The sequence below is a fragment of the Pluralibacter gergoviae ATCC 33028 = NBRC 105706 genome (genome assembly GCF_001598855.1).
Classification (GTDB): domain Bacteria; phylum Pseudomonadota; class Gammaproteobacteria; order Enterobacterales; family Enterobacteriaceae; genus Pluralibacter; species Pluralibacter gergoviae.
In genome coordinates, this window is record NZ_BCZS01000006.1 from 108,139 (window position 1) to 133,311 (window position 25,173).

General features: G+C 62.3%; 27 protein-coding genes. 17 read left to right on the forward strand and 10 right to left on the reverse strand.

Annotation, left to right across the window (positions count from 1 at the left end; genetic code table 11):
- Positions 1 to 153 precede the first annotated feature (153 nt).
- Positions 154 to 1,206 carry an oxygen-dependent tRNA uridine(34) hydroxylase TrhO gene (trhO, locus tag ENGE1_RS08490; RefSeq protein ID WP_048252450.1) on the forward strand — a complete coding sequence of 351 codons (1,053 nt, stop codon included), beginning with the start codon at positions 154 to 156 and terminating at the stop codon, positions 1,204 to 1,206.
- Positions 1,207 to 1,265: 59 nt separating this feature from the next.
- Here trhO and solA read toward each other — a convergent pair whose 3' ends face one another.
- The 5 genes from solA to ENGE1_RS08515 form a co-directional block, all read right to left on the reverse strand.
- The gene (gene solA, locus ENGE1_RS08495) at positions 1,266 to 2,384 is read right to left on the reverse strand and encodes an N-methyl-L-tryptophan oxidase (RefSeq protein ID WP_048252451.1); all 1,119 of its coding nucleotides are present in this window, start codon (positions 2,382 to 2,384) and stop codon (positions 1,266 to 1,268) included.
- 117 nt (positions 2,385 to 2,501) lie between these two features.
- The gene (gene bssS, locus ENGE1_RS08500) at positions 2,502 to 2,759 is read right to left on the reverse strand and encodes a biofilm formation regulator BssS (RefSeq protein ID WP_045291249.1); all 258 of its coding nucleotides are present in this window, start codon (positions 2,757 to 2,759) and stop codon (positions 2,502 to 2,504) included.
- A gap of 305 nt (positions 2,760 to 3,064) precedes the next feature.
- Positions 3,065 to 3,310 carry a DNA damage-inducible protein I gene (gene dinI, locus ENGE1_RS08505; protein WP_043084588.1) on the reverse strand — a complete coding sequence of 82 codons (246 nt, stop codon included), beginning with the start codon at positions 3,308 to 3,310 and terminating at the stop codon, positions 3,065 to 3,067.
- A 75-nt stretch (positions 3,311 to 3,385) separates the two neighbouring features.
- The gene (pyrC, locus tag ENGE1_RS08510) at positions 3,386 to 4,432 is read right to left on the reverse strand and encodes a dihydroorotase (RefSeq protein WP_048252452.1); all 1,047 of its coding nucleotides are present in this window, start codon (positions 4,430 to 4,432) and stop codon (positions 3,386 to 3,388) included.
- Positions 4,433 to 4,562: 130 nt separating this feature from the next.
- Positions 4,563 to 5,123 carry a lipoprotein gene (locus tag ENGE1_RS08515; RefSeq protein ID WP_043084585.1) on the reverse strand — a complete coding sequence of 187 codons (561 nt, stop codon included), beginning with the start codon at positions 5,121 to 5,123 and terminating at the stop codon, positions 4,563 to 4,565.
- 281 nt (positions 5,124 to 5,404) lie between these two features.
- Between ENGE1_RS08515 and rimJ the strand changes: the two genes are divergently transcribed.
- From rimJ to ENGE1_RS08545, 5 genes are all read left to right on the forward strand, one after another.
- The gene (gene rimJ / locus ENGE1_RS08520) at positions 5,405 to 5,989 is read left to right on the forward strand and encodes a ribosomal protein S5-alanine N-acetyltransferase (RefSeq protein ID WP_043084583.1); all 585 of its coding nucleotides are present in this window, start codon (positions 5,405 to 5,407) and stop codon (positions 5,987 to 5,989) included.
- Between the two features lie 10 nt (positions 5,990 to 5,999).
- Positions 6,000 to 6,650, forward strand: coding sequence for a YceH family protein (locus ENGE1_RS08525; protein ID WP_043084582.1), 651 nt, complete (start codon positions 6,000 to 6,002; stop codon positions 6,648 to 6,650).
- Between the two features lies 1 nt (position 6,651).
- Complete coding sequence (locus tag ENGE1_RS08530) at positions 6,652 to 7,578, forward strand: Gfo/Idh/MocA family protein (protein WP_048252453.1); 927 nt, start codon at positions 6,652 to 6,654, stop codon at positions 7,576 to 7,578.
- A 101-nt stretch (positions 7,579 to 7,679) separates the two neighbouring features.
- Entirely contained in the window at positions 7,680 to 9,215 is a 1,536-nt protein-coding gene (gene murJ / locus ENGE1_RS08535) for a murein biosynthesis integral membrane protein MurJ (protein ID WP_043084580.1), read from the forward strand.
- A 287-nt stretch (positions 9,216 to 9,502) separates the two neighbouring features.
- On the forward strand, positions 9,503 to 9,748 hold the full coding sequence (locus ENGE1_RS08545; protein ID WP_043084578.1) for a DUF2543 family protein: 246 nt from the start codon (positions 9,503 to 9,505) through the stop codon (positions 9,746 to 9,748).
- Here the strand turns inward: ENGE1_RS08545 and ENGE1_RS26885 are convergent, their stop codons facing one another.
- From ENGE1_RS26885 to flgA, 4 genes are all read right to left on the reverse strand, one after another.
- Positions 9,749 to 9,919 (reverse strand): DUF2938 family protein, encoded by a 171-nt coding sequence (locus ENGE1_RS26885; RefSeq protein WP_080964489.1) that lies wholly within the window; start codon positions 9,917 to 9,919, stop codon positions 9,749 to 9,751.
- Between the two features lie 120 nt (positions 9,920 to 10,039).
- Positions 10,040 to 10,453 (reverse strand): flagellar export chaperone FlgN, encoded by a 414-nt coding sequence (flgN, locus tag ENGE1_RS08550; RefSeq protein WP_048252454.1) that lies wholly within the window; start codon positions 10,451 to 10,453, stop codon positions 10,040 to 10,042.
- Between the two features lie 3 nt (positions 10,454 to 10,456).
- On the reverse strand, positions 10,457 to 10,750 hold the full coding sequence (flgM, locus tag ENGE1_RS08555; protein WP_043084576.1) for a flagellar biosynthesis anti-sigma factor FlgM: 294 nt from the start codon (positions 10,748 to 10,750) through the stop codon (positions 10,457 to 10,459).
- A gap of 73 nt (positions 10,751 to 10,823) precedes the next feature.
- Complete coding sequence (gene flgA, locus ENGE1_RS08560; RefSeq protein ID WP_043084575.1) at positions 10,824 to 11,480, reverse strand: flagellar basal body P-ring formation chaperone FlgA; 657 nt, start codon at positions 11,478 to 11,480, stop codon at positions 10,824 to 10,826.
- A 154-nt stretch (positions 11,481 to 11,634) separates the two neighbouring features.
- Between flgA and flgB the strand changes: the two genes are divergently transcribed.
- From flgB to flgL, 11 genes are all read left to right on the forward strand, one after another.
- Complete coding sequence (gene flgB, locus ENGE1_RS08565; protein WP_043086647.1) at positions 11,635 to 12,048, forward strand: flagellar basal body rod protein FlgB; 414 nt, start codon at positions 11,635 to 11,637, stop codon at positions 12,046 to 12,048.
- Positions 12,049 to 12,051: 3 nt separating this feature from the next.
- Positions 12,052 to 12,456 carry a flagellar basal body rod protein FlgC gene (gene flgC, locus ENGE1_RS08570; RefSeq protein ID WP_043084573.1) on the forward strand — a complete coding sequence of 135 codons (405 nt, stop codon included), beginning with the start codon at positions 12,052 to 12,054 and terminating at the stop codon, positions 12,454 to 12,456.
- Between the two features lie 11 nt (positions 12,457 to 12,467).
- A complete protein-coding gene (gene flgD / locus ENGE1_RS08575) occupies positions 12,468 to 13,154 on the forward strand; it encodes a flagellar hook assembly protein FlgD (protein ID WP_048252455.1) in 687 nt (228 codons plus the stop codon).
- A gap of 14 nt (positions 13,155 to 13,168) precedes the next feature.
- Complete coding sequence (gene flgE, locus ENGE1_RS08580; protein WP_048252456.1) at positions 13,169 to 14,419, forward strand: flagellar hook protein FlgE; 1,251 nt, start codon at positions 13,169 to 13,171, stop codon at positions 14,417 to 14,419.
- Between the two features lie 18 nt (positions 14,420 to 14,437).
- Positions 14,438 to 15,196 (forward strand): flagellar basal body rod protein FlgF, encoded by a 759-nt coding sequence (locus ENGE1_RS08585; protein WP_043084568.1) that lies wholly within the window; start codon positions 14,438 to 14,440, stop codon positions 15,194 to 15,196.
- 30 nt (positions 15,197 to 15,226) lie between these two features.
- Positions 15,227 to 16,009 (forward strand): flagellar basal-body rod protein FlgG, encoded by a 783-nt coding sequence (gene flgG / locus ENGE1_RS08590; RefSeq protein WP_043084565.1) that lies wholly within the window; start codon positions 15,227 to 15,229, stop codon positions 16,007 to 16,009.
- Positions 16,010 to 16,063: 54 nt separating this feature from the next.
- Positions 16,064 to 16,762 carry a flagellar basal body L-ring protein FlgH gene (locus ENGE1_RS08595; RefSeq protein ID WP_043084562.1) on the forward strand — a complete coding sequence of 233 codons (699 nt, stop codon included), beginning with the start codon at positions 16,064 to 16,066 and terminating at the stop codon, positions 16,760 to 16,762.
- A gap of 11 nt (positions 16,763 to 16,773) precedes the next feature.
- Complete coding sequence (locus ENGE1_RS08600) at positions 16,774 to 17,871, forward strand: flagellar basal body P-ring protein FlgI (protein ID WP_043084561.1); 1,098 nt, start codon at positions 16,774 to 16,776, stop codon at positions 17,869 to 17,871.
- Positions 17,871 to 18,824 (forward strand): flagellar assembly peptidoglycan hydrolase FlgJ, encoded by a 954-nt coding sequence (gene flgJ, locus ENGE1_RS08605; protein WP_048252458.1) that lies wholly within the window; start codon positions 17,871 to 17,873, stop codon positions 18,822 to 18,824. Before ENGE1_RS08600 ends, flgJ begins: the two co-directional genes overlap by 1 nt.
- A 72-nt stretch (positions 18,825 to 18,896) precedes the next feature.
- Positions 18,897 to 20,540, forward strand: a complete 1,644-nt coding sequence (gene flgK, locus ENGE1_RS08610; RefSeq protein WP_048252459.1) for a flagellar hook-associated protein FlgK — start codon at positions 18,897 to 18,899, stop codon at positions 20,538 to 20,540.
- Between the two features lie 12 nt (positions 20,541 to 20,552).
- Positions 20,553 to 21,503 (forward strand): flagellar hook-associated protein FlgL, encoded by a 951-nt coding sequence (gene flgL, locus ENGE1_RS08615; RefSeq protein WP_043084556.1) that lies wholly within the window; start codon positions 20,553 to 20,555, stop codon positions 21,501 to 21,503.
- Positions 21,504 to 21,639: 136 nt separating this feature from the next.
- Here the strand turns inward: flgL and rne are convergent, their stop codons facing one another.
- Positions 21,640 to 24,945: a ribonuclease E gene (rne, locus tag ENGE1_RS08620; RefSeq protein WP_064360606.1), complete on the reverse strand. Its 3,306-nt coding sequence runs from the start codon at positions 24,943 to 24,945 to the stop codon at positions 21,640 to 21,642.
- Positions 24,946 to 25,173: the final 228 nt, after the last annotated feature.

Consider the following 25,173-nt stretch of genomic DNA (forward strand, 5'->3'; position numbering starts at 1 on the left):
CCGTTACCCAAACGGCGGCATCTGAATGCTGTTGTTTTCAGCGGATGTTGAGGCGGGCGAATAAATGTTGCGTAAAATGTGTGGATGTAAAAAGGCGCGCTTTGCTATATCATGCCGCCCGAATTTTCTCATTGATGTTGCAGGAACCACACCATGCCAGTGTTGCATAACCGCATCTCGAATGAGCAGTTGAAGGCGCAGCTGATGGCTGAAACCGAGCCGCGCACGACGATCTCATTCTATAAATACTTCACCATTACCGATCCGAAAGCCACCCGCGACGCGCTATATCAGGCGTTCAGCCGCCTGCGCGTGTTTGGCCGGGTCTATCTTGCCCGGGAAGGGATTAACGCCCAGATAAGCGTTCCGGCAAGCAACGTCGATGCGTTTCGCGAAACCCTGTACGCTTTCGATCCGGCGCTGGACAACCTGCGGCTCAACGTCGCCCTCGACGACGACGGCAAATCCTTCTGGGTGCTGCGCATGAAGGTGCGCGAGCGCATCGTTGCCGACGGCATCGACGACCCGACCTTTGACGCCAGCGACGTTGGCGAATACCTTAAGGCGGCGGAAGTCAACGCCATGCTCGACGATCCCGACGCGGTATTTATCGACATGCGCAACCACTACGAATATGAAGTGGGCCACTTCGAAAACGCGATGGAGATCCCCGCCGACACCTTCCGCGACCAGCTGCCGATGGCGGTGGAGATGATGGAGCAGCACCGCGATAAAAAAATCGTCATGTACTGCACCGGCGGCATTCGCTGCGAAAAGGCCAGCGCGTATATGAAGCATAAAGGCTTCAATAAGGTGTGGCATATCGAAGGCGGTATCATTGAGTACGCCCGCCGCGCCCGCGAGCAGGGCCTGCCGGTGCGCTTTATCGGCAAAAACTTCGTCTTTGACGAGCGCATGGGCGAACGCATCTCCGACGACGTGATCGCCCACTGCCACCAGTGCGGCGCGCCGTGCGATACCCACGTTAACTGCAAGAACGACGGCTGCCACCTGCTGTTTATCCAGTGCCCCGCCTGCGCTGAGAAGTTCAGCGGCTGCTGCAGCGTCCAGTGTCAGGAGGAGAGCCGGCTGCCGGAAGAGGAGCAGCGCCGCCTGCGCGCCGGGCGCGAGAACGGCAATAAGATCTTCAATAAGTCGCGCGGCAGGCTGAACACCCAACTGGGTATTCCCGATCCGCAGGAGTAAGGCCGCCCGGCAAAGGGCGGGTCGCCATCACCATCAGGCCGCCCGGTGCGGCCTTTTTGTTAGCGCTGAAAACGCGACAGGCGAAACGGCGAGAGATCGAACGCATAGGCTTTGCCCTGGGCGAATTCGGCGGCGATCTCCCCTAGCGCGGAGGCGAACTTAAAGCCGTGGCCGCTGAGGCCGGTGATCACCAGCGTATCGTCGTGGCCGGGCAAAGTATCGATGATAAAGTCTTCGTCCGGCGAGTTGTCGTAGGTGCAGGCCGCGCCGTACAGGCAGCCGCCGATGCCGGGCAGCACCTGGCGCAGGAAGCTGAACGCCTCGGAACCGTCGGTCGCTACGCTGCCGAAGGGCGTACGCGCTTCCGGCGAGCTAATCGGCTGGCCGCCGTTGTGCTTGCCGATTTTCAATTCGTTCTCCTCGGCCGGAAAACCGTAGTACTGATCGCCGTCCGGCAGCTCGCCGGTAAAGGCCGGGAAGTTATTCTTCCGGCTGTAGCGGCCGTCCGCCTGGAACCAGGCGAAGACTTTGCGCACCGGCGCGATGGGCAGTTCCGGCAGCAGCTTTGTCACCCAGGTGCCGGCGCTGACCAGCAGCCGCCTGGCGCTATAGCTGCCGTCGGCGGTATCTACGGTCACGCCTTCAGCGTGGTGGTGAACGGCGCTGACCGGGCAGTTAAACAGCTGGGCGCAGCCGGCTTCGCGGCTGAGGTCAATCCAGGCTTTCACCGCCAGTTCGCTTTTGAGCACCCCGGAGTTCGGCTCAAACAGGCCGATACCGCCCTCGGGAACGCGGATCTCCGGCCAGCGTGCGGAAACTTCGGCGGCGGTCATTTTTTCCAGCTCAAGGTTAAACTGCCGCGCGCTCTGTTCGACGTTTGCCAGAAACGGCGAGTCGACGGGGCCGAGGTTAACGACGCCGGTGCGCTCGAAGATCGCTTCGCCGCTGAGGGCGGCAAGCTCTTCCCACAGCGCCTGGGCGCGCAGCACCAGCGGCACGTACTTCTCGCCCTCGCCGTAGGCGTGGCGAATCAGCCGGGTGCTGCCGTGGTGGCTGCCTTCGGCGTGGGGCGGCAGGTGGGCGTCAATCATCAGCACCGACAGTCCGGCGCGGGTGGCGTAGAAGCCGGCGGCGGCCCCGACGGAGCCGCTGCCGATAATAATCAGATCGTAGGTCATAAAGATCTCTTAGCTTTTTTTTATCAATTAGCAGGGTAAATAATCTGAATGCCGCTGACAAGACGCAAATAAATAAGGCACCCGAAGGTGCCTTTACATCAGCAATGTGTCGCAGGGCTAATGCCTGCGGTACTCGTTTTGTTCTACGTCGCCTGATTCAATTTTGGCGATACCCGCTTCCAGAATAGAAATAAACTGGCGGGCAACGTCGGTCGTTAACCATAACGTCTGACCGATCTCGGCTTCGCTGTTGGCGCTTGCAAGGTTGGGGTTCTGGTAATGCAGACGCAGCATGAGTGCGTCATAGCTGTCGACGGTGCTGATATCCCATCCAACCAGAGGATGGGTCTGAATGACTTCATTATTCTTTTCCATCATGACCCCTTATTTGTGTATTTAAGACAACGGTTCGAGGTTCAATGCGCGTTTTCTGAAGCAAAATAATTATATCAACAACTCTCAAAATATTCGACCTTTTAAATAATATGCAACATATTTTCCTGTCAGCCGCGATTTTTCGCGCAATAAAACGCCATTTTGTTCGTTATTTCTTAATTGATTAAGGGCGCAATGAGATAATGGATGAAAATGCAGCAAAAAAAGCCGGGGCGACCCGGCAAAGAAGAAACACAATGATGGAGCAGAGAATCAGCGTTTGAGAGGGAGGCGCTTAGAGGCGCTTAGTCGGTGATGAACCAGTCGTCGGCGCTCTCCCAGGTCTCCTGGAGAATGTCGGTGATACGCGCTTTGTCGTCTTTTGCGCCGCCAAAGACGGTGAGGTTGTTGGCCGCGGCGTAGCGCACCGTGACCTGACCCTGCTGGTCGGGAAACTGGCTATCAATCCGGCGGGAGAGTTCGTTCGCCAGCGCGTCGAGCGCGCCTGCGGGTAAGACGGTTGTTCTGGCAATGGTCACTTCGATACGCATGGACAGCCCCCTGTTGATGTTACTGTGTATTTATACAGTATATAGCAACAGCTGACAACAGGGGGCGGGGCTTTTTTAGCGCTTCAGCGTCCAGGCGACGGTTTCCCCGGCGAGGAAAGGGATCAGCGTGTCGTCAGGCAGAGCGATGCTGGTCTCGACCCGACTCTCCTTGCGCTCAAGCGTAATGAAATCGTCGTTCAGCGGCAGACCGTAGAAGCGCGGGCCGTTCAGGGAGCAGAAGCCCTCAAAGTGTTCCAGGGCATTCATCTGCTCAAACACGGTTGCGTAGCTGGCGAGCGCGGTCGGCGCATTGAAGCAGCCGGCGCAGCCGCAGCTGGACTCTTTGGCGTGGCGCACGTGCGGCGCGGAGTCGGTGCCGAGGAAGGCGCGTTCGAAACCGCTGGCCACCAGCTCGCGCAGCGCCTGCTGGTGGATATTGCGCTTGAGGATCGGCAGGCAGTAAAGGTGCGGACGAATGCCGCCCACCAGCATATGGTTGCGGTTGAACATCAGATGCTGCGGGGTAATGGTGGCCGCCAGATTTTCATTGCCGTCGCGCACGTACTCGGCGGCGTCTTTGGTGGTGATGTGCTCCATCACGACCTTCAGCCCCGGCAGACGCTGGCGCAGCGGGATCAGCACCGTTTCAATAAAGCGCGCTTCGCGGTCAAAAATGTCGATATCGGCGTGGGTCACTTCGCCGTGGACCAGCAGCGGCATGCCGATTTTCTCCATCCGTTCCAGCACCGGCATAATCGCCTCCGTGCTGGTCACGCCGTGGCTGGAGTTGGTGGTGGCATTCGCCGGATAGAGCTTGGCGGCGGTAAACACGCCCTCCTGAAAGCCGCGCTGCAGTTCATCAGCATCAAGCGTGTCGGTCAGGTAGCAGGTCATCAGCGGCGTAAAGCGGTGACCCGCCGGTACGGCCGCCATAATGCGCTCACGATAGGCCACGGCGGCAGCGACGGTGGTGACGGGCGGCACCAGGTTCGGCATCACGATCGCGCGGCCGTACACTTCGCTGGTGTAGGGGACGACGGTCTTCAGCATATCGCCATCGCGCAGATGGATATGCCAGTCGTCGGGGCGGCGGATTTTCAGTACCTGGGGTTGTGCTGTCATGGAAAGGCTCCGGCTGGTGTGTGAAGGGCTAATTTTGCCGGGCACTAAGAATAAGCGGAAACGTTTTCCTTTGCACTCTATTTGCGGAGATTTGCCCTAAAAAATCGGGCGCCTGGGCGCCCGATTTTGGTCAGTCGGTGAAGGGAATGACAATTTCCCCCGGCTTAACCTCAATCCCTTTGGCATATTTTCTCGCCAGGGCTTCGCCCTGGCTTGCGTCTTCGCGCAGCACGTAGGCCGGCTGCTGGGTGAAGTAGCTGCGCAGGGACTGGTTGAGATAGGGCAGCATGGTCTGCACGACGGACTGCATTTTCTGCGGCTGTACCGTGGCATCCACGACCTCCATCTCCTGCAGGTAGATGGCGCCTTTCTCTTTATTAAATACCGGCAGCGCCTTCAGCTTCAGGTCAATGGTCGCTTTCTGGCTGCCGAACAGCGAGTTCATATCCAGCTTCGCCACGCCGCTGAGGGTGATTTTGTTGGGTTCCTCGCGGCCAATGGCGCTGGAGAGGTTGTTCAGGACGATATGGGCATCCGCCAGGCCGGGTACGCCAATATCTTTCGAGAAGTTGTTGCGCTTCTCCAGGGCCTGGTTTATTTCCTGCTCGCTGACGGTGTACTGCGTCAGCTTATTACATCCGGTCAACACGCCGCTAATGAGCAGGGCGGCGACAAACAGCATTTTCTTCATGGGCGTCCTCGACATAATCTCTTGCTCCATCCTGACACAAAGCAGCATGACCTGTCAGCATATAGTGCACCAGCAGAATTGGCTGAAAAGGCTCAGAGCGGGGGACTTACCGCCGTTAACCGTCCGGGAACGCTAAAAAAATGCGCACCCGTTAGCGTTTCTGTGTTGAAAATCAGCGCTTGCGCAGAAAAATCCGAGCGGTTGTTTACACTCAGCGGGGGGAGGCAGGTATAGTGACGTCTCACCGCGAACCGTAGCCCGGCGTATACAGGAGAGGGAAGATGTTTGGCTATCGCAGTAACGTGCCGAAAGTACGCTTAACCACAGATCGGCTGGTGGTGCGCCTTGTCCACGACCGGGACGCATGGCGGCTGGCCGACTATTACGCGGAAAATAAGCAGTTTTTGAAGCCCTGGGAGCCGATTCGCGACGACAGCCACTGCTATCCGTCCGGCTGGCAGGCGCGCCTGTCGATGATTAGCGAGTTTCATAAGCAGGGAAGCGCCTTCTACTTTGCGCTGCTCGATCCCGAAGAGAAAGAGATCATCGGCGTCGCCAACTTCTCCAACGTGGTGCGCGGCTCGTTTCACGCCTGCTACCTCGGCTACTCGATTGGCGAGAAGTGGCAGGGGCAGGGGCTGATGTTTGAGGCCCTGACGGCGGCAATTCGCTATATGCAGCGCAGCCAGCACATTCACCGCATCATGGCCAACTACATGCCGCACAACCAGCGCAGCGGCGGCCTGCTGGCGCGGTTGGGGTTTGAAAAAGAGGGTTACGCCAAAGACTATCTGCTGATTGACGGGCAGTGGCGGGATCACGTATTGACTGCGCTGACCACCCGCGAATGGTCGGCGGGGCGATAAGGAGCACGACATGAAATATCAGTTAACCGCGCCCGAAGCGCGGGTCATCGGCTGCCTGCTGGAGAAGCAGGTGACGACCCCGGAACAGTATCCGCTGTCGGTCAACGCCATTACGCTCGCCTGCAACCAGAAAACCAACCGTGAGCCGGTGATGGCGATGGGCGAGGGCGAGGTGCAGGACCTGCTCGACGAGCTGGTGAAGCGCCACTATCTGCGCACCGTCAGCGGTTTCGGCAATCGGGTCACTAAATACGAGCAGCGCTTCTGCAATTCCGAGTTCGGCGATCTGAAGCTGACCGCCGCCGAGGTGGCGCTGGTCACCACGCTGCTGCTGCGCGGCCCGCAGACGCCGGGCGAACTGCGCAGCCGCGGCCAGCGGATGCACGAGTTCCGCGATATGGCGGAAGTGGAGGCCGCCCTTGAGCACCTCGCCACCCGCGAAGACGGTCCCTTCGTCGCCCGCCTGCCGCGCGAGCCGGGCAAGCGCGAGCAGCGCTATATGCACCTGTTCAGCGGCAACGTCGAGTCCCTCATTACTGCGGTCGAAGCCATTGCCCCGGCGGCGCCGGACGACCTCGGCGAGCGCGTGGCCGCGCTCGAAGACGAAGTGGCGGCCCTGAAGCAGCGGCTTGAGTCGCTGCTGGCGCACCTGGGAGAGTAGCGTGAGCGGAAAACTGCGAATTGGCGTGGTGGGCCTCGGCGCCATCGCGCAGAAGGCGTGGCTGCCGGTGCTGGCCGCTGCCGAAGGCTGGACGCTGCAGGCGGCCTGGTCGCCGGGGCGCGAGAAGGCGCAGCGCATCTGTACGGCGTACCGCCTGCCGCTGGCGGACTCCCTGCCGCATCTGGCGCAGCAGTGCGACGCGGTCTTCGTCCACTGCGCTACCTCCGCGCACTATGCGGTGGTCAGCGAACTGCTGAATCTCGGGGTTCACGTTCTGGTCGACAAGCCGCTGGCGGACCGGCTCGACGACGCCCTGCGGCTGGTGGTGCAGGCGGAGAAGAAAAAGCTGACGCTGATGGTCGGCTTCAACCGCCGCTTCGCGCCGCTTTACCTGGCGCTGAAGCGTGAGGCTGAAAGCCTGGCTTCCCTGCGGATGGACAAGCACCGCACCGACAGCGTCGGCCCGCAGGATCTGCGCTTTACCCTGCTCGACGACTACCTGCACGTGGTCGATACCGCCCTGTGGCTGGCAGGAGGCCGCGCGGCGCTTTCCGGCGGCCTGCTGCAGACCACCGATCAGGGCGAAATGCTCTACGCCGAACACCAGTTCAGGGCCGGACAGACTCAGGTCACCACCAGTATGCACCGCCGGGCGGGCAGCCAGCGCGAGCGGGTGCAGGCGGTGGCGGATGGCGCGCTGATTGACGTCACCGATATGCGCGACTGGCGCGAAGAGCGGGGTGCGGGCGTGCTGATTCGCCCGGTGCCCGGCTGGCAGAGCACTCTTGAACAGCGCGGCTTTGCCGGCTGCGCCCGCCACTTCATCGACTGCGTGCAAAACCAGACGATTCCGTTAACCGCCGGCGAGCAGGCGGTGGCCGCCCAGCAAATTGTTGAAAAGCTGTGGCACGAGGCGATGCGCGAGTAGCCCGCCGGTGGCAATTATTGAAGAACCCGGTAGACTATCGCCACTTTCCAGCCGCCTGCTCCGCAGGCGCTTTTGTTCCAGGGTTGTGGAATTTCACGTTAATGAATCTATTAAAATCGCTGGCCGCCGTCAGCTCGATGACCATGTTTTCCCGCGTGCTCGGCTTTGCGCGCGACGCCATTGTGGCGCGGATCTTCGGCGCCGGGATGGCCACCGACGCCTTCTTCGTTGCCTTCAAGCTGCCGAACCTGCTGCGCCGCATCTTTGCCGAGGGCGCTTTCTCCCAGGCCTTCGTGCCGATCCTCGCCGAATATAAAAGCAAGCAGGGCGAAGACGCCACGCGGGTGTTCGTCTCCTACGTCAGCGGCCTGCTGACCCTCGCCCTGGCGCTGGTCACCGTCGCCGGCATCGCCGCCGCCCCCTGGGTGATCGCCGTCACTGCGCCGGGTTTTGCCGATACTGCCGACAAATTCACCCTCACCACCCAGCTGCTGCGGATCACCTTTCCGTACATCCTGCTGATCTCGCTGGCCTCGCTGGCGGGGGCGATACTCAACACCTGGAACCGCTTCTCGGTGCCGGCCTTCGCGCCGACGCTGCTCAACATCAGTATGATCGGCTTCGCGCTGTTCGCCGCGCCGTACTTCCATCCGCCGATCCTCGCCCTGGCATGGGCGGTGACCGTCGGCGGCATCCTGCAGCTTTTTTACCAGCTTCCGCACCTGAAGAAGATAGGTATGCTGGTGCTGCCGCGCGTCAACTTTAAAGACGCGGGCGCCATGCGGGTGGTGAAGCAGATGGGCCCGGCGATCCTCGGGGTCTCCGTCAGCCAGATCTCGCTGATTATCAACACCATCTTCGCTTCCTTCCTCGTTTCCGGCTCCGTCTCCTGGATGTACTACGCCGACCGCCTGATGGAGTTTCCCTCCGGCGTGCTGGGCGTGGCGCTCGGCACCATCCTGCTGCCGTCGCTGTCGAAAAGCTTTGCCAGCGGCAACCACGACGAGTATCAGCGCCTGATGGACTGGGGCCTGCGCCTGTGCTTCCTGCTGGCGCTGCCGAGCGCGGTCGCGCTCGGCATCCTCGCCAAACCGCTGACCGTGGCGCTGTTCCAGTACGGCAAATTCAGCGCTTTCGACGCCGCCATGACCCAGCGGGCGCTGGTGGCCTACTCGGTGGGCCTGATGGGCCTGATCGTCGTCAAGGTGCTGGCGCCGGGCTTCTACTCCCGCCAGGACATCAAGACGCCGGTGAAAATCGCCATCGTCACCCTGATCATGACCCAGGTGATGAACCTTGCCTTTATCGGCCCGCTCAAGCACGCCGGGCTGTCGCTCTCCATCGGCCTTGCCGCCTGCCTCAACGCCGGGCTGCTCTACTGGCAGCTGCGCAAGCAGAAAATCTTCACTCCCGCGCCGGGCTGGGGCTCCTTCCTCGCCCGCCTGATCGCCGCCGTAGTAGTGATGGCCGCCGTACTGCTGGGGATGATGCACATCATGCCGGAGTGGTCCCAGGGCAATATGCCGATGCGCCTGCTGCGCCTGATGGCGGTGGTGGTTGCCGGTATCGCAGCGTACTTTGCTACGCTGATGGTGCTGGGATTCAGAATTAAAGAGTTTGCGCGCCGGACGGCGTAATGGTCAGTTCAGCCGTTCGTCCGGTTAAAATCGTCATGGAGAAGGTCTATGCGAAGCGAGAAATCCCGGATGGTGCGGCTGGTCAGAAGGATCGTGCGTAGCTTCACAGAGGCCGCCGGGGCGTTAGTCGGCGGACTGCTGTTTTTTCTGTGCTGCTATTGGTTCTTCCATTATGAGACATGGCACGAGCGCTTAATCGCGACAGGATTAACGGCGTTGGTAGTATATCTGTTAGCTAAGCTGCTACCAGAAAGACCTGAACAATAGATAACCTTTTGGGGCCGTATATGAACAATGAAACACCGCTGAAGTTTTACGATATCGTCGACGAGTATCAGACCGAAGCCGCTAAGCCGGTCGCTGAATCAGAGCGCGACGCGCTGGCGCGCTACTTCCAGCTGCTGATCGAACGCCTGACGGCTGGCGAGGAAATTAGCGAAGAGGCTCAGGCCGAGATGGCCGTTGAGGCGGGAATCGATCCGCTGCGCATTGACGACATTGCCGAATTTTTGAATCGCTGGGGGAATGAGTAGCTAGCCGCCCGCCTGCATCAGCATACTCGCCATCACAAAGAGCCCCGCACTGTACATCAGATGAGCCAGCAGGCTCATCAGTCTGGCTTTACCGGGGCGGGGCGTTTTCGCCGCTGCAATACTAAAACCGAAAGCGGGTTGCATCACGCCAAGCGGCAGCAGCTTTAACATAACGGATGATATTCTTTCCCGACGGTCTGATATTGCGTCATTCCCGCGCAAAAGCGCGTCGCGCTGGCGGCAGGGCTACTTCAGGCGTTAATGGTCTCATGGCTTAACGCCAGTCGCCGCTCACACCGAAAACCGCACCCCGCCATCAACCCGGTTCGCCGCCAGCCCATCTTTCCCATACAGCCCCGCCTCCTGGTGCGGTTTCAGCAACGCCAGCGCCTGCTGGTTAAAGGCCATCTGCTGCTCCAGCAGCCAGCCGTTGTGCTGGTTCATTTCGCGCAGTGTCTGGGTTTGCGCCAGAATCGTCTGCCACTGCGCCTGCGCCGCGCTGTCCGCAGCGCTCCACGCCAGCAGCCGCTGCTGCTCAAGCCAGCCGAGGGTCGCCAGCAGGGAGCTTTTCTCTTCGGTGACCCGCTGCAGGTGGCTGCCGCTGAGGCTGCCTTCGCACAGCAGCAGCCTCTCGCTCTCCATCACCGCCCGCAGGGCGTTAAGGCCGTCGGCGATCTGCACCAGAAGTTTGCTCAGCGAGGCCACGGCTTACTCTCCCTGCAGCCAGCTGCGGGTGTCGGCGATCAGCGCATCGGCGATTTTGCCGGTGTCCATCTTCAGCTCGCCGCTGCGGATAGCGGCCTTGAGGGCCTCGACGCGATCGGTGTTGATGTCGCTTTCCTGCGGCTGCATCAGGCGGGTCTGGGACTCGCTCAGGGTGACGCTGGTGCTGTTAGGGGCGGCAGCCTTGTCCTGGCGTACTTTCGGTGCCTGGGTGTCGGCGGCGTCGCGCGTCTGGACCGGGTTCAGCGGCTGCAGCGGCGATGTACGATCGATGCTCATGGTCCTCTCCTCGTGGAGGTGGTGTTACGTTGTAATAGTGCTATCGGCAGGCGCGCAGAATTCTTTACCGCCATTATAAATTAATCAGAATATTCCCGTCCTCGCTGACGGTGCCGCTGACCACCTGGCCAGAACCCATCCTGACTCTGGCGCTCTGCGCGACGGCGGCGTTGTTCAGCGCCTGGCCCTCGCCGCTGGCGCTGAAGCCGTCGCCGCTGGCGATCACCATCACTTTCTGGCCCGCCTTCACCCGCCACGACTGGCGCAGCATCGACAGCTGGATCGGCTGGCCCGGCGCCACGTCGCGCAGGCTGACCGCATCCCGCGCCTGATTAATGTCCAGCAGCGCGCGCGGCGGCAGCTGGTCCAGCCGCCCGCGCCTGAGGGTCACGCTCTCGGTCGTCACGGCGCTGCCGCGGGCGATAGGCCGGGCGGCTACCACGTAGTTGCCGGTCGCGGCGACGCTAACCTGCAGATAGCGCCGCTCGGCGCCGCACTGCGCCTGCACGCTGAGGTTGCCCCACAGCCGCGCGCTGCCCGGCACGCTCAGCGCCGGCTGGTCGCAGCCGGGAAGAGCGCCGCCGGGGTTGCGCAGGGTGACGTCCACGCTATCGGCGACGCCCGCCAGCCGCTGGCTGAAAAAGGCGTTCAGCGTCTGCTGCAGGTCCTGGGCGACGGCGGCCTGGCTCAGCAGCATCAGGGCGGCGAACCCGGCGGTCAGGCGGTTCATGGCGGATCCTCCTCGGGGAATATGGGCAGATTTTACCTGCCAGGCAACGCCATCAACGCAATAAATAGCGCCGCATTTTGCGCTTATTCCGGCGATGGGGCGCGGGGAATCAGATTACTCTGACGATGCCCTTTTTATCATCTGCGGAGAAGACATGCTGGACAGACTCGACGCCGCGCTACGCTTTCAGCAGGAAGCGCTGAATCTGCGCGCCCAGCGCCAGGAGATCCTGGCCTCAAACATCGCCAATGCCGATACCCCCGGGTATCAGGCCCGGGACATCAGCTTTGCCGACGAGCTGAAAAAAGTGATGGCGCAAGGGCGGACGCAGGAGAGCCGCGTCGGTCTGACCCTGACCTCAAGCCGCCACATACCGGCCCAGGCGCTCAGCGGACCGCCGGTGGATTTGCTCTACCGCATTCCCGACCAGCCGTCGCTCGACGGCAATACCGTCGATATGGACCGCGAGCGAACCCAGTTCGCCGATAACAGCCTGCAGTACCAGACCGATCTTACGGTCCTGGGCGGGCAGATCAAAAGCATGCTCAGCGTACTGCAGGGGAACTAACGTATGGCGCTACTGAATATTTTTGAGGTGACCGGCTCCGCGCTGGCGGCCCAGTCCCAGCGGCTCAACGTCGCCGCCAGCAACATGGCGAACGCCGACAGCGCCACCGGGCCAGACGGTCAGCCCTATCGCGCGAAGCAGGTGGTGTTTCAGCTCAATGCCGCCCCCGGTGCCGCCACGGGCGGCGTGAAGGTCGCTGAAGTGACCGAAAGCGACGCGCCGTTTAAGACGGTCTATCAGCCGGGCAACCCGCTGGCGGATGCCAAAGGTTACGTCAAGATGCCCAACGTCGACGTGGTGGGCGAGATGGTCAACACCCTCTCGGCCTCCCGCAGCTATCAGGCCAACGTTGAGGTGCTCAACACCGTCAAGAGCATGATGCTCAAAACCCTGACTCTCGGTCAGTAACGGAGAAAACCATGTCGATTGCCGTTAACGTCAATGACCCGACCAATACCGGCGTCAATACCGCCAGCGGGAGCCTGACCACCAGCAATGCCGCCGATCTGCAGAGCAGCTTTCTGACGCTGCTGGTGGCGCAGTTGAAAAATCAGGATCCCACCAACCCGATGGACAACAGCCAGCTCACCTCCCAGCTGGCGCAGATCAGCACCGTCAGCGGGATTGAAAAGCTCAATACCTCGCTCGGCTCCATTTCCGGCCAGATCGACAGCAGCCAGTCGCTGCAGGCCAGCTCGCTGATTGGCCACGGGGTGATGATCCCCGGCGGCAGCGTGCTGGCGGGCAAAGGTAGCGACGGCGCGGCCAGCACAACGCCGTTCGGCGTTGAGCTGACCCAGGCCGCCGATAAGGCCACGGCTACCATCACCGACAGCACCGGTAAAGTGGTGCGCACACTGGATCTCGGCAACCTGAGCGCGGGCGTGCATTCATTTACCTGGGACGGCGCGGCGGCAGACGGCGCGGCGGTACCGGACGGCGCCTACAGCGTGTCGATTAACGCTACCGGCGCCGGCGCGCAGCTGGTGGCCCAGCCGCTGCAGTTCGCGCTGGTGCAGGGCGTGACCCGGGGCAGCAGCGGCAATCTGCTGGATCTCGGTACTTACGGTACGACCACCCTCGACAACGTTCGTCAAATTATCTAACCAGGAGTACTGCGATGGCCTTTTCTCAAGCGGTCAGCGGCCTGAACGCCGCCGCCACCAACCTCGACGTCATTGGTAACAACATTGCCAACACCGCCACCTACGGCTTCAAGGCGGGTACCGCCTCGTTTGCCGATATGTTCGCCGGCTCGAAAGTGGGCATGGGCGTTAAAGTGGCCGGCATTACCCAGGACTTTACCGACGGCACCACCACCAATACCGGACGGGCGCTGGACGTCGCCATCAGCCAGAACGGCTTTTTCCGCCTGACCGACGGTAACGGCAGCGTTTACTACAGCCGCAACGGTCAGTTCAAGCTCGATGAAAACCGCAATCTGGTGAACATGCAGGGCATGCAGCTGACCGGCTATCCGGCGACGGGCACGCCGCCGACCATCCAGCAGGGCGCGAACCCGGTCGGGCTGAGCATTCCCAATACCCTGATGGCGGCAAAGGCCACCACCACGGCGTCGATGCAGATTAACCTTAACTCCACCGACGCGGCGCCCGCCCGCTCGCCGTTTGATATGACCAACGCCGATACCTACAACAAAAAAGGCGCCATCACCGTTTACGACAGCCTGGGCAACGCCCACGACGTTAACGTCTACTACGTGAAGGGCGCCGCCAACACCTGGGACGTCTATACCCAGGACGCCAGCGTGGCGGGCGCGGCGCAGAAGGCGGCGCAAATGCGCTTTAACGATAACGGCACCCTGGAGGGCGTGTATAACTACGACGCCGCCGGTGCGCTTTCGGCGACGGCGAACCCGACGCCGGACATTCAGATTGGCCTCGCCTCCCTCAACGGATCGGCGGCCAGCGACTTCTCGCTCAGCTTCTTCAACTCCATGCAGCAGAACACCGGCTCCAACGATATCGTTGCCAGCAGCCAGAACGGCTACAAGCCGGGCAATCTGGTGGGCTATCAGATTAACGACGACGGCTCGGTGGTGGGCAACTACTCCAACGAACAGTCGCAGCTGATGGGGCAGATCGTGATGGCCAACTTCGCCAACAACGAAGGCCTGCAGTCGGAAGGCGATAACGTCTGGTCCGCGACCCGCGCCTCCGGCGTGGCGCTGCTCGGCACCGCGGGCACAGGCGGCTTCGGCACCCTGACCAACGGCGCGCTGGAGGCCTCCAACGTCGATATGAGCAAAGAGCTGGTCAATATGATCGTCGCCCAGCGCAACTATCAGTCGAACGCCCAGACCATCAAGACCCAGGACCAGATCCTCAATACCCTGGTTAACCTGCGCTAACGCTGACGGGACGACGCAATGGATCACGCAATCTATACCGCGATGGGCGCGGCCAGCCAGACGCTGGAGATGCAGTCGGTAACGGCGAGCAACCTTGCCAACGCTTCCACGCCGGGCTTTCGCGCCCAGCTTACCGCCCTGCGCGCGGTGCCGGTCAACGGCGACAGCCTCGAGACCCGCACTCTGGTCACCGGCTCGACGCCGGGGGCCGATATGACGCCGGGCCAGCTCAACTACACCGGACGTCCGCAGGATGTTGCCGTACAGCAGGACGGCTGGCTGGTGGTGCAGGGCGCCGACGGCACGGAAGGCTACACCCGCAACGGCAACATCCAGATAACTGCCGCCGGGCAGTTGACCATCCAGGGACATCCGGTGGTCGGCGACGGCGGCGGTCCGCTGATGGTGCCGGAAGGCGCGCAGATTACCATCGCCGCCGACGGCACCATCTCGGCCCTCAACCAGGGCGATCCGGTCAATACCGTCTCGCCGGTGGGCCGTCTGAAGATGATCAAAGCCGAAGGCCGGGAGCTGACGCGCGGCGATGACGGTATGTTCCGCCTGACTGCGCAGGCGCAGGCCGAGCGCGGGGCGGTGCTGCCGTCAGATCCCAGCCTGACCCTGCAATCCGGGGTGCTGGAGGGCAGCAACGTGACGCCGGTGGTGGCGATGGCCGACATGATCGACAGCGCGCGCCGTTTTGAGATGCAGATGAAGGTCATCAGCAGCGTGAATGAAAACGAGCAGAAAGCGAACCAGCTTCTGTCACTGAGTTAACAACGGGACTCTTCTCACAACAGGACAATTATGATCAGTTCACTGTGGATCGCCAAAACTGGCCTTGACGCCCAGCAGACCAACATGGACGTTATCGCCAACAACCTGGCAAACGTCAGCACCAACGGCTTCAAGCGCCAGCGGGCGGTATTCGAGGATCTGCTCTATCAGACCATGCGTCAGCCGGGCGCCCAGGCCTCGGAGCAGAACACGCTGCCCTCCGGCCTGCAGATCGGTACCGGCGTGCGCCCGGTGGCCACCGAGCGCCTGCACAGCCAGGGCAATCTCTCCCAGACCAACAACAGCAAAGACGTGGCGATCAAGGGCCAGGGCTTTTTTCAGGTGCAGATGCCGGACGGCACCAACGCCTACACCCGCGACGGCTCCTTTCAGGTGGATCAGAACGGCCAGCTGGTGACGGCGGGCGGTTTCCAGGTGCAGCCGGCCATTACCATTCCGGCTAACACCCTGAGCATTACCATTGCCCGCGACGGCGTGGTCAGCGTTACCCTGCAGGGGCAGACCAACCCGGTGCAGGTGGGGCAGCTTAACCTGACGACCTTCATGAACGACGCCGGCCTGGAGAGTACGGGCGAGAACCTCTACGTGGAGACCCAGGCTTCCGGCGCGCCCAACGAAACCACGCCGGGACTCAACGGCGCCGGGCTGCTCTATCAGGGCTACGTCGAGACCTCCAACGTTAACGTCGCCGAGGAGCTGGTCAACATGATCCAGGTCCAGCGCGCCTACGAGATCAACAGCAAGGCGGTATCAACCACCGACCAGATGCTGCAGAAGCTCACCCAGCTGTAAGCCCTGACCGGCGCGACCCCGCGCCGGATATTTGACGCAGAAGACAGAACCGCAATGTACAGACACGCCGCGTTACGCTATTCGCAGCTCGCCCTTCTGGCCATGACCCTGGCCGGATGCGCGTGGATCCCCTCTAAGCCGCTGGTGCAGGGGGCGACCTCCGCGCAGCCGGTGCCCGGCCCGGTGCCGGTAGCCAACGGCTCGATTTTCCAGAGCGCCCAGCCCATCAACTACGGCTATCAGCCGCTGTTTGAGGACCGGCGTCCGCGCAACGTCGGCGACACGCTGACCATCGTCCTGCAGGAGAACGTCAGCGCGTCGAAAAGCTCCTCGGCGAACGCCAGCCGCGATGGCAAAACCGGCTTCGGCTTCGATACCGTACCGCGCTATCTGCAGGGGCTGTTCGGTAACGCCCGCGCCGATGCCGATGTTTCCGGTAGCAACGCGTTCAACGGCAAGGGCGGGGCCAATGCCAGCAACACCTTCAGCGGTACGCTTACCGTCACCGCCGACCAGGTGCTGGCCAACGGCAACCTGCACGTCGTCGGCGAGAAGCAGATTGCCATCAACCAGGGCACCGAGTTTATCCGCTTCTCCGGCGTGGTGAACCCGCGCACCATCAGCGCCAGCAACACCGTCTCCTCGACCCAGGTGGCGGACGCGCGCATTGAGTACGTCGGCAACGGCTACATTAACGAAGCGCAGAATATGGGCTGGCTGCAGCGCTTCTTCCTCAACCTGTCTCCGATGTAACGAGGTGGACAATGTTTAAGTTCCTGACGGTTATCGCGTTTGCGCTGATGGCCACCGCGGCGCAGGCGGACCGCATCCGCGATCTCACCAGCGTGCAGGGCGTGCGCCAGAACTCGCTTATCGGCTACGGTCTGGTGGTGGGGCTGGACGGCACCGGCGACCAGACCACCCAGACGCCGTTTACCATCCAGAGCCTCAACAACATGCTCTCCCAGCTCGGGATCACCGTCCCGGCGGGCACCAACATGCAGCTGAAGAACGTGGCGGCGGTGATGGTTACCGCCCAACTGCCGGCCTTTGCCCGCCAGGGGCAGACCGTCGACGTGGTGGTCTCTTCGCTGGGCAACGCCAAGAGCCTGCGCGGCGGTACGCTGCTGATGACCCCGCTTAAGGGCGTGGACAGCCAGGTCTATGCCCTGGCGCAGGGCAATATTCTGGTCGGCGGCGCGGGCGCCGCCGCCGGAGGCAGCAGCGTGCAGGTTAACCAGCTCAACGGCGGACGCATTACCGGCGGGGCCACTATCGAGCGCGAGCTGCCGAGCCAGTTCGGGCAGGGCAACACCATCAACCTGCAGCTGAATGAGGAAGATTTCGGCATGGCGCAGCAGATAGCCGATACCATCAACCGCCGGGGCAGCTATGGCCTGGCGACGGCCCTCGACGCGCGCACCGTGCAGATCCGCGGCGCCAGCGGCAGCACGAATCAGGTGCGGATGCTGGCGGACATTCAGAACATGGAGGTGAACGTCACCCCGCAGGACGCGAAGGTGATAGTCAACTCGCGCACCGGCTCGGTGGTGATGAACCGGGAAGTCAGTCTCGACACCTGCGCGGTGGCTCAGGGCAATCTGTCGGTGACCGTCAACCGCAATTACCAGGTTAACCAGCCGGATACACCGTTCGGCGGCGGCAATACCGTCGTCACGCCGCAGACCCAGATAGATTTACGCCAGAGCGGCGGTTCGCTGCAGAGCGTGCGCGCCAGCGCCAGCCTCAACAACGTGGTGCGCGCCCTCAACGCGCTGGGCGCCACGCCGATGGAGCTGATGTCGATTCTGCAGGCGATGCAGAGCGCGGGCTGCCTGCGGGCGAAGCTGGAAATTATCTGATGATCGGCGACAGCAAGCTGATGGCCAGCGCCGCCTGGGATGCCGAATCGCTCAACGAGCTGAAAATGAAGGCCGGGCAGGATCCGCAGGGCAACCTGCGATCCGTCGCCCGCCAGGTGGAAGGGCTGTTCGTGCAGATGATGCTCAAGAGCATGCGCGAGGCGCTGCCGAAGGACGGCATCTTCAGCAGCGACCAGACCCGGCTCTATACCAGCATGTACGATCAGCAGATAGCCCAGCAGATGACCGACGGCAAGGGGCTTGGGCTGGCGGAGGCGATGGTTAAGCAGATGACCGCCGCCCAACCGCAGGCCGACGCTGCGGGCGACAGCGTGCCGCTCAGGTTTGACCCGACGACCGTCGTGAGCTATCAGAACAGTACTCTGACCCAGATGGTGCGCAAGGCGCTGCCGAAAGCCCCTGAGCCTGGCGAGGCCGCGCCCCTTTCCGGGGACAGCAAAGACTTCCTCGCGCGGCTGGCGCTCCCGGCGAAAATCGCCAGCGAGCAGAGCGGCATTCCCCACCACCTGATCCTCGCCCAGGCGGCGCTGGAGTCCGGCTGGGGACAGCGGCAGATCCGCCGCGAGAACGGCGAGCCGAGCTATAACCTCTTCGGCGTGAAGGCGTCCGCCGACTGGAAGGGCAAGGTGACCGAAATCACCACCACCGAATTTGAAAACGGCGCGGCGAAGAAGGTGAAGGCGCGCTTTCGCGTCTACGACTCCTACCTTGACGCGCTGGCGGACTACGTGTCGCTGCTGACCCGCAATCCCCGCTACGCGGCGGTTACCTCGGCGGCTACCGCCGAGCAGGGGGCGCAGGCGCTGCAGCGCGCCGGTTATGCCACCGACCCGGAGTACGCCCGCAAGCTGACCAGCATGATCCAGCAGCTGAAATCGCTGAGCGATAAGGTGAGCAAAGCCTATGGCCAGCAGCTCGACGCCCTGTTCTGAAAAGGCTCAAGTTCGGCCTCCGCCTGCCGATAACCCTCGTCAGGACTCGAATCTGAAAATAAAGGAAATCCAATGTCCAGCCTGATGAATAATGCCATGAGCGGGCTCAACGCTGCCCAGGCGGCGCTTAACACCACCAGCAACAACATGGCCAACTACAATATTCCCGGCTACAGCCGGCAGACCACGGTGCTGGGGGCCTCCAACAGCACCCTGACCGGCGGCGGCTGGGTCGGCAACGGCGTGACGGTCACCGGCGTGCAGCGGGAGTACAGTACCTTCATCAGCAACCAGCTGAACGCCGCGCAGAACCAGAGCAGCGGCCTGACCTCCCGCTACCAGCAGATGTCAAAAATCAACGACCTGCTCTCGGATACCACTAACTCGCTGGCGGTCAACCTGCAGGACTTTTTCTCCAGCCTGCAGACGCTGGTGAGCAACGCCGAAGATCCGGCGGCGCGCCAGGCGGTGCTGGGCAAATCCCAGGGTCTGGTCAATCAGTTTAAAAGCAGCGACCAGTACCTGCGCGACCAGGACAAGCAGGTTAACGGCAGCATCACCAGCAGCGTCGCGCAGATTAACGGCTATACCGGCCAGATAGCGGCCCTGAATGATAAAATTGCCCGCCTCAAGGGCGCGGGGGAGGGTATCGCTCCGAATGACCTGCTCGATCAGCGGGATCAGCTGGTGAGCCAGCTCAACCAGATTGTCGGCGTCGAGGTCAGCGTTCAGGACAGCGGCACCTATAACGTCTCAATGGCCAACGGCTACAGCCTGGTGCAGGGCAGCCGCGCCCACTCGCTGGCGGCGGTGCCCGACAGCGCCGATCCGTCGCGCACCACCGTGGCTTACGTGGACGATGCGGCGGGCAACATCCCCATTCCGGAAAAGCTGATTACTTCCGGCAGCCTCGGCGGCCTGCTGACCTTCCGTTCCCAGGATCTCGATCAGGCCCGCAACGATCTCAACCAGATGGCCCAGGCCCTGGCCCACGCCTTCAACGACCAGAACGCGCAGGGCCTTGACGGTAACGGCGACGAGGGCGGGGCGTTCTTCACCATCGGCGGCCCGACGACCCTGAGTAATACCCGCAATACGGGCAGCGCCAGCCTGACGGCGGCAGTCACCGACAGCACTAAGGTGCAGGCCAGCGATTATAAAATCAGCTTCGACGGCGGCAGCTGGCAGGTGACCCGCCTGGCCGACAATACGCCGGTGAAGGCCACCGCCGGCGACGACGGCAGCCTCAGCTTTGACGGGCTGAAGGTCAGCATCAGCGGCGCGGCGGCGAAGGACGACAGCTTTACGCTTAAGCCGGTGGCTAACGCCATCGTGAATATGAGCGTGGCGCTCGCCGACGGCAGCAAAATAGCGATGGGCAGCAACGACGATAAGACCGGCGAGAGCGATAACCGCAACGGGCAGAAGCTGCTTGATCTGCAGACCAGCAGGCTGGTGGGCGGCAATAAGAGCCTCAACGACGCCTATGCCGCGCTGGTGAGCGACGTGGGCAATAAAACCGCCACCCTTGAAACCAGCAGCACCACGCAGAATAACGTGGTCACGCAGCTTACGAAACAGCAGCAGTCCGTTTCCGGCGTGAACCTCGATGAGGAGTACGGCAATCTGCAGCTGTTCCAGCAGTATTACCTGGCCAATGCTCAGGTGATGCGCACTGCCTCGACGATTTTTGATTCACTGCTCAACATCCGCTAACGGGAGAAGCCGATGCGCGTCAGCACACTCATGATGTATCAGCAGACAATGGGCGGCATTACCCGCTCCCAGTCCCAGTGGCTCGGCTACGGTGAGCAGATGTCCACCGGCCTGCGGGTCAACCGTCCGTCGGACGATCCGATCGCGGCCTCGCAGGCGGTGGTGCTCTCCCAGGCCCAGGCGCAGACCAGCCAGTACGCCTCTGCGCGCACCTTTGCCAGCCAGCGCATCTCCCAGGAGGAGAACACGCTCTCGCAGGTAACTTCCGCTATCCAGTCGGCGCAGGAGAAAATCGTCTACGCCGGCAACGGTACGCTGAGCGACGACGACAGGGCGTCGCTGGCGACCGATCTGCAGGGCATTCGCGATCAGATCCTCAACCTGGCCAATAGCCAGGACGGCAATGGCCGCTATATGTTCGGCGGCTATAATACCGATAAAGCCCCCTTTACCGCCGACGGAAAATACGTTGGCGGCAGTGCGAACGTTGAACAGCAGGTGGACAGCGCCCGTTCGATGGTGATTGGCCACACCGGCAGCAGCATCTTTGATTCCGTCACCAGTAATGCGGTGAAGGAGCCGGACGGCTCGGCGCCGGAAACCAATCTCTTTGCCATGCTCGATAGCGCCATCGCCGCGCTAAAGACCCCGGTTGCCGGTGACGAGGCGGCGCAGGCAACCGCCGGGGCCGCCGTGGATAAAACTAACCGCGGCCTGCGCAACGCGCTCAACAACGTGCTGACCGTGCGCTCTGAGATAGGCACCCAGCTCAGCGAGCTCGACCGGCTCGACGCGCTGGGCAGCAGCCGGGCGCTGAGCCAGGAGCAGCAGATGAGCACGCTGGTGAACGTGGACTGGAATTCGACTATCTCCAACTACTATATGCAGCAGGCGGCGCTGAAGGCGTCCTACAAAGCCTTCAGCGATATGCAGGGAATGTCGCTTTTTGAGCTGAATAAATAAGTTAATCTCAACACAGTATTGCCTCTTACCGCGACGTAGCCCTGCTCCGCCGCGGTTTTTTTATGTTCAGCGCGCTGAACATAAAAAAACCGCCTTCCGGAGAAGGCGGCTTTTGCGCTGGCTGACAGAGCGTAAATTACTCGGTCGGCTGCGGACGGGTCGGACCGGCGGTGGCGACGCGGGTCGCGCTGTGGCCGCCTGCGGTGCCTTTACCGTCGAAGGCAAAGTCCGGGCGCACCCAGTCGCTGTGGCGCGGGGCTTCCGGCACGTACTCCGGCGCCGGAGCGCGGGTCATCGGCGCATCGGCGTAGCCGCCGGCAGCCGGCGCGGCGGTTTTGACCGGCGCGGCAGGGGCTTCTACTTTCGCTGCTGGCTGAACTTCGGCGGCTGGCGCAGCTTCCGCGACCGGCTCGACGTGCTGCAGCGGAGCAGGCTCGGCGGCAGGCGCGGTGTCGACGGCAGGCTCTGCCACTGGCTCGGCAGTCGCTTCGGCAGCGGTCTCGGCTGGCGCCTCTGCGTCAGCCTGCGCCTCAGCTTCAGCCGGGGCTGCGGCAACCGCTTCTTCTGCGGTCGCTTCGGCAACGGCCTCGTCTTCGCGGGCAATGACCTGCGGAACTTCATCTACCGGCGCGGCGATGGCTTCCGGATGCGCGGTTTCCACAACCGGAGCGGCCTCAACGACTGCAGGCGCTACTGCGGCGGCCTCGGTGACGACAGGCTCGGTCACGGGTGCGGCAGTTTCGGCAGCGGTCGGCAGAATAGCGGCGTCTTCAGCGGCCGGCTGGGCGGCTTCTGGCTTGCGGACCTCTTCTGCGGCCATCTCCTCCTGGCTACGGGCAACCGGATAGCTGATCCACACTTTACCGGACGCCATTTCCGGCGATGCGCAGGCAAACTCAACCGGCATCGGCGACTGGCTCGGATAGCGTTCGTCGCGGTAGCGGCGGCGGCGCTGACCGCTGACGCGCAGGTGGCGCGGCGAGCGGCGGGAGCGGCGCGGCATGCCGGCAGACTCGCGGCCATCGGCGCTATCGTCCTGCTCCGCCGGCGCATCCACTACCGCTGGCAGGTCAACCTTCGCCAGCTCGGTGCGCTGCGCCGGAGCCTGTGCTGCCTGTGCAGCTTCAGCGGCCTGCGCGGCTTCTGCGGCGTGGGCGGCTTCGGCTATCTCGGCGACAGACAGAATGCGAACTTTCTGATCCAGCTGACGCGGCTTGCGGCGCGGCATGGTCTGAACGCGCTCTTCGCGATCGCTTTCCTGGACCGCCTGGGCGACCAGCTGCTCGTCGCGGGTTTGTGCTTTGACTTCCGGAGAGGCCTGGCGCTTATCGTCGCCGGTGCGGCGGCGGCGCTCGCGGCGCGGCGGCTGCTCGTCGCGGCTCTTCGCGCTGTCGGTATCGTCAGCCGGCGTCTGCTGGCGCGACTCGCGCACCTCCGCATTCTGCTGCTGGCGGTCGCGGCGGTTGCGGCGGTTCTCTTCGCGGCCTTCGCTGCTGTCGCGACGCTCGCTGCGGTCGTTACGCTCGCTGCGGTCATTGCGCTCGCCGCGATCGTTGCGCTCGCTACGGTCGTTGCGGTCGCCGCGTTCATTGCGGTCGCGGCGGCCGTTCTGACGTGGACGACGGCGCTCCTGCGGCTGCGGACGCTCCGCTTTCTCTTCTTTCTTCTCCGGCTGCGGCTCGGCGACGGCTTCTTCGCTGCCGCCGAAGATCTTCTTCAGGGCGGCGCAGATGCGCGACAGCAGGCCAGGCGCAGCGGCAGCGGCTGCCGGAGCAGCGGCCTTCGGCGCGGCGGCCGGGGCAACTGGCGCCTCAGAAACCGGCGCAGGCGGCGCGTCAGGCATCACGAAGGCGGCCAGGGCAGGCTGCTCCGGGCGCTTGCGCTCCGCAGGCTCATCTTCAGACGGCAGGGCCATCTCCTCTTCGTGCAGCTTCGGCAGCAGATAGCTCAGGGTTGAGGTCTCTTCGCCCTTACGTACGCGCAGCACGGAGTAGTGCGGGGTTTCCATCTGGTCGTTCGGCACCACGATGCAGCGCACGCCGCCCTGACGGGTTTCGATGGCGCTGATGGCCGCACGCTTTTCGTTAAGCAGGTAGGAGGCAACCTGCACCGGCACGATGGCGTGAACCTCTTTGGTGTTCTCCTTCAGCGCTTCTTCTTCGATCAGGCGCAGAATAGAGAGCGCCAGCGATTCATTGTCGCGGATGGTGCCGGTACCGCTGCAGCGCGGGCAGACGTGGTGGCTGGACTCGCCGAGCGACGGGCTCAGGCGCTGGCGGGACATCTCCAGCAGGCCGAAGCGCGAAATGTGGCTGATCTGAATGCGGGCGCGGTCCTGACGGACGGCTTCGCGCAGGCGGTTTTCCACCGCGCGCTGGTGGCGCACCGGCGTCATGTCGATAAAGTCGATAACGATCAGGCCGCCGAGGTCGCGCAGGCGCAGCTGGCGGGCGATTTCATCCGCCGCTTCCAGGTTAGTGTTGTAGGCCGTCTCTTCAATGTCGCCGCCGCGGGTGGCGCGGGCGGAGTTGATGTCGATGGCGGTCAGCGCCTCGGTGCTGTCGATGACGATGGAGCCGCCGGACGGCAGGCGCACTTCGCGCTGGAAGGCGGACTCAATCTGCGATTCGATCTGGTAGTGGCTGAACAGCGGGATTTCACCGGTGTAGAGCTTGATTTTGCTGCTGAAATCCGGACGACCCAGCGCGGCAATGTGCTGGCGGGCCAGCTCAAGCACTTTCGGGTTATCGATAAGGATTTCGCCGATATCCTGGCGCAGATAGTCGCGGAAGGCGCGAACAATCACATTACTTTCCTGATGGATCAGGAACGGCGCAGGGCGGCTTTCGGCGGCTTTCTGAATCGCTTCCCAGTGCTTCATGCGGAAGCTCAGATCCCACTGCAGGGCTTCGGCGGATTTTCCGACGCCGGCGGTGCGGACAATCAGGCCCATGCCGTCAGGCAGCTGCAGGCTGGAGAGCGCTTCTTTCAGTTCGGTGCGATCGTCGCCTTCGATACGGCGAGAGATACCGCCCGCGCGCGGGTTGTTCGGCATCAGCACCAGGTAGCTACCCGCCAGGCTAATAAAGGTGGTCAGCGCCGCGCCTTTGTTGCCGCGCTCTTCTTTATCAATCTGGACGATAACTTCCTGACCTTCGCGCAGCACGTCTTTGATGTTGGGACGGCCGTGCGCGCTGTAGTTAGCGGGGAAGTATTCGCGGGCGATTTCTTTGAGAGGGAGAAAGCCGTGGCGCTCGGCACCGTAGTCTACGAATGCGGCCTCCAGGCTGGGTTCAATGCGGGTAATTTTGCCTTTGTAGATGTTCGCTTTTTTCTGCTCGTGGCCCGGACTTTCGATATCCAGGTCGTACAGACGCTGCCCATCCACCAGGGCGACACGCAACTCCTCTTGCTGAGTTGCGTTGATTAACATTCTTTTCATCGTAACTTACTCATTATTCTTACATTGACGACTAAGCTACGGGCAGAGTTTTCCTTGCCGGGGGGAAACCGATGGCCTCGTGACTATTCACGTCGCCAACCTCACGGTTGTCGCTCGCTTAAGAGGCGCAGAGTGTCGGTAGCCTGCGTTTCAAACGGAAACACAGCGCAATTATTCAGGGGGAACAGCCTGGGATACAGTCTCCAGAGAAGGTTCCATCCGTACTCA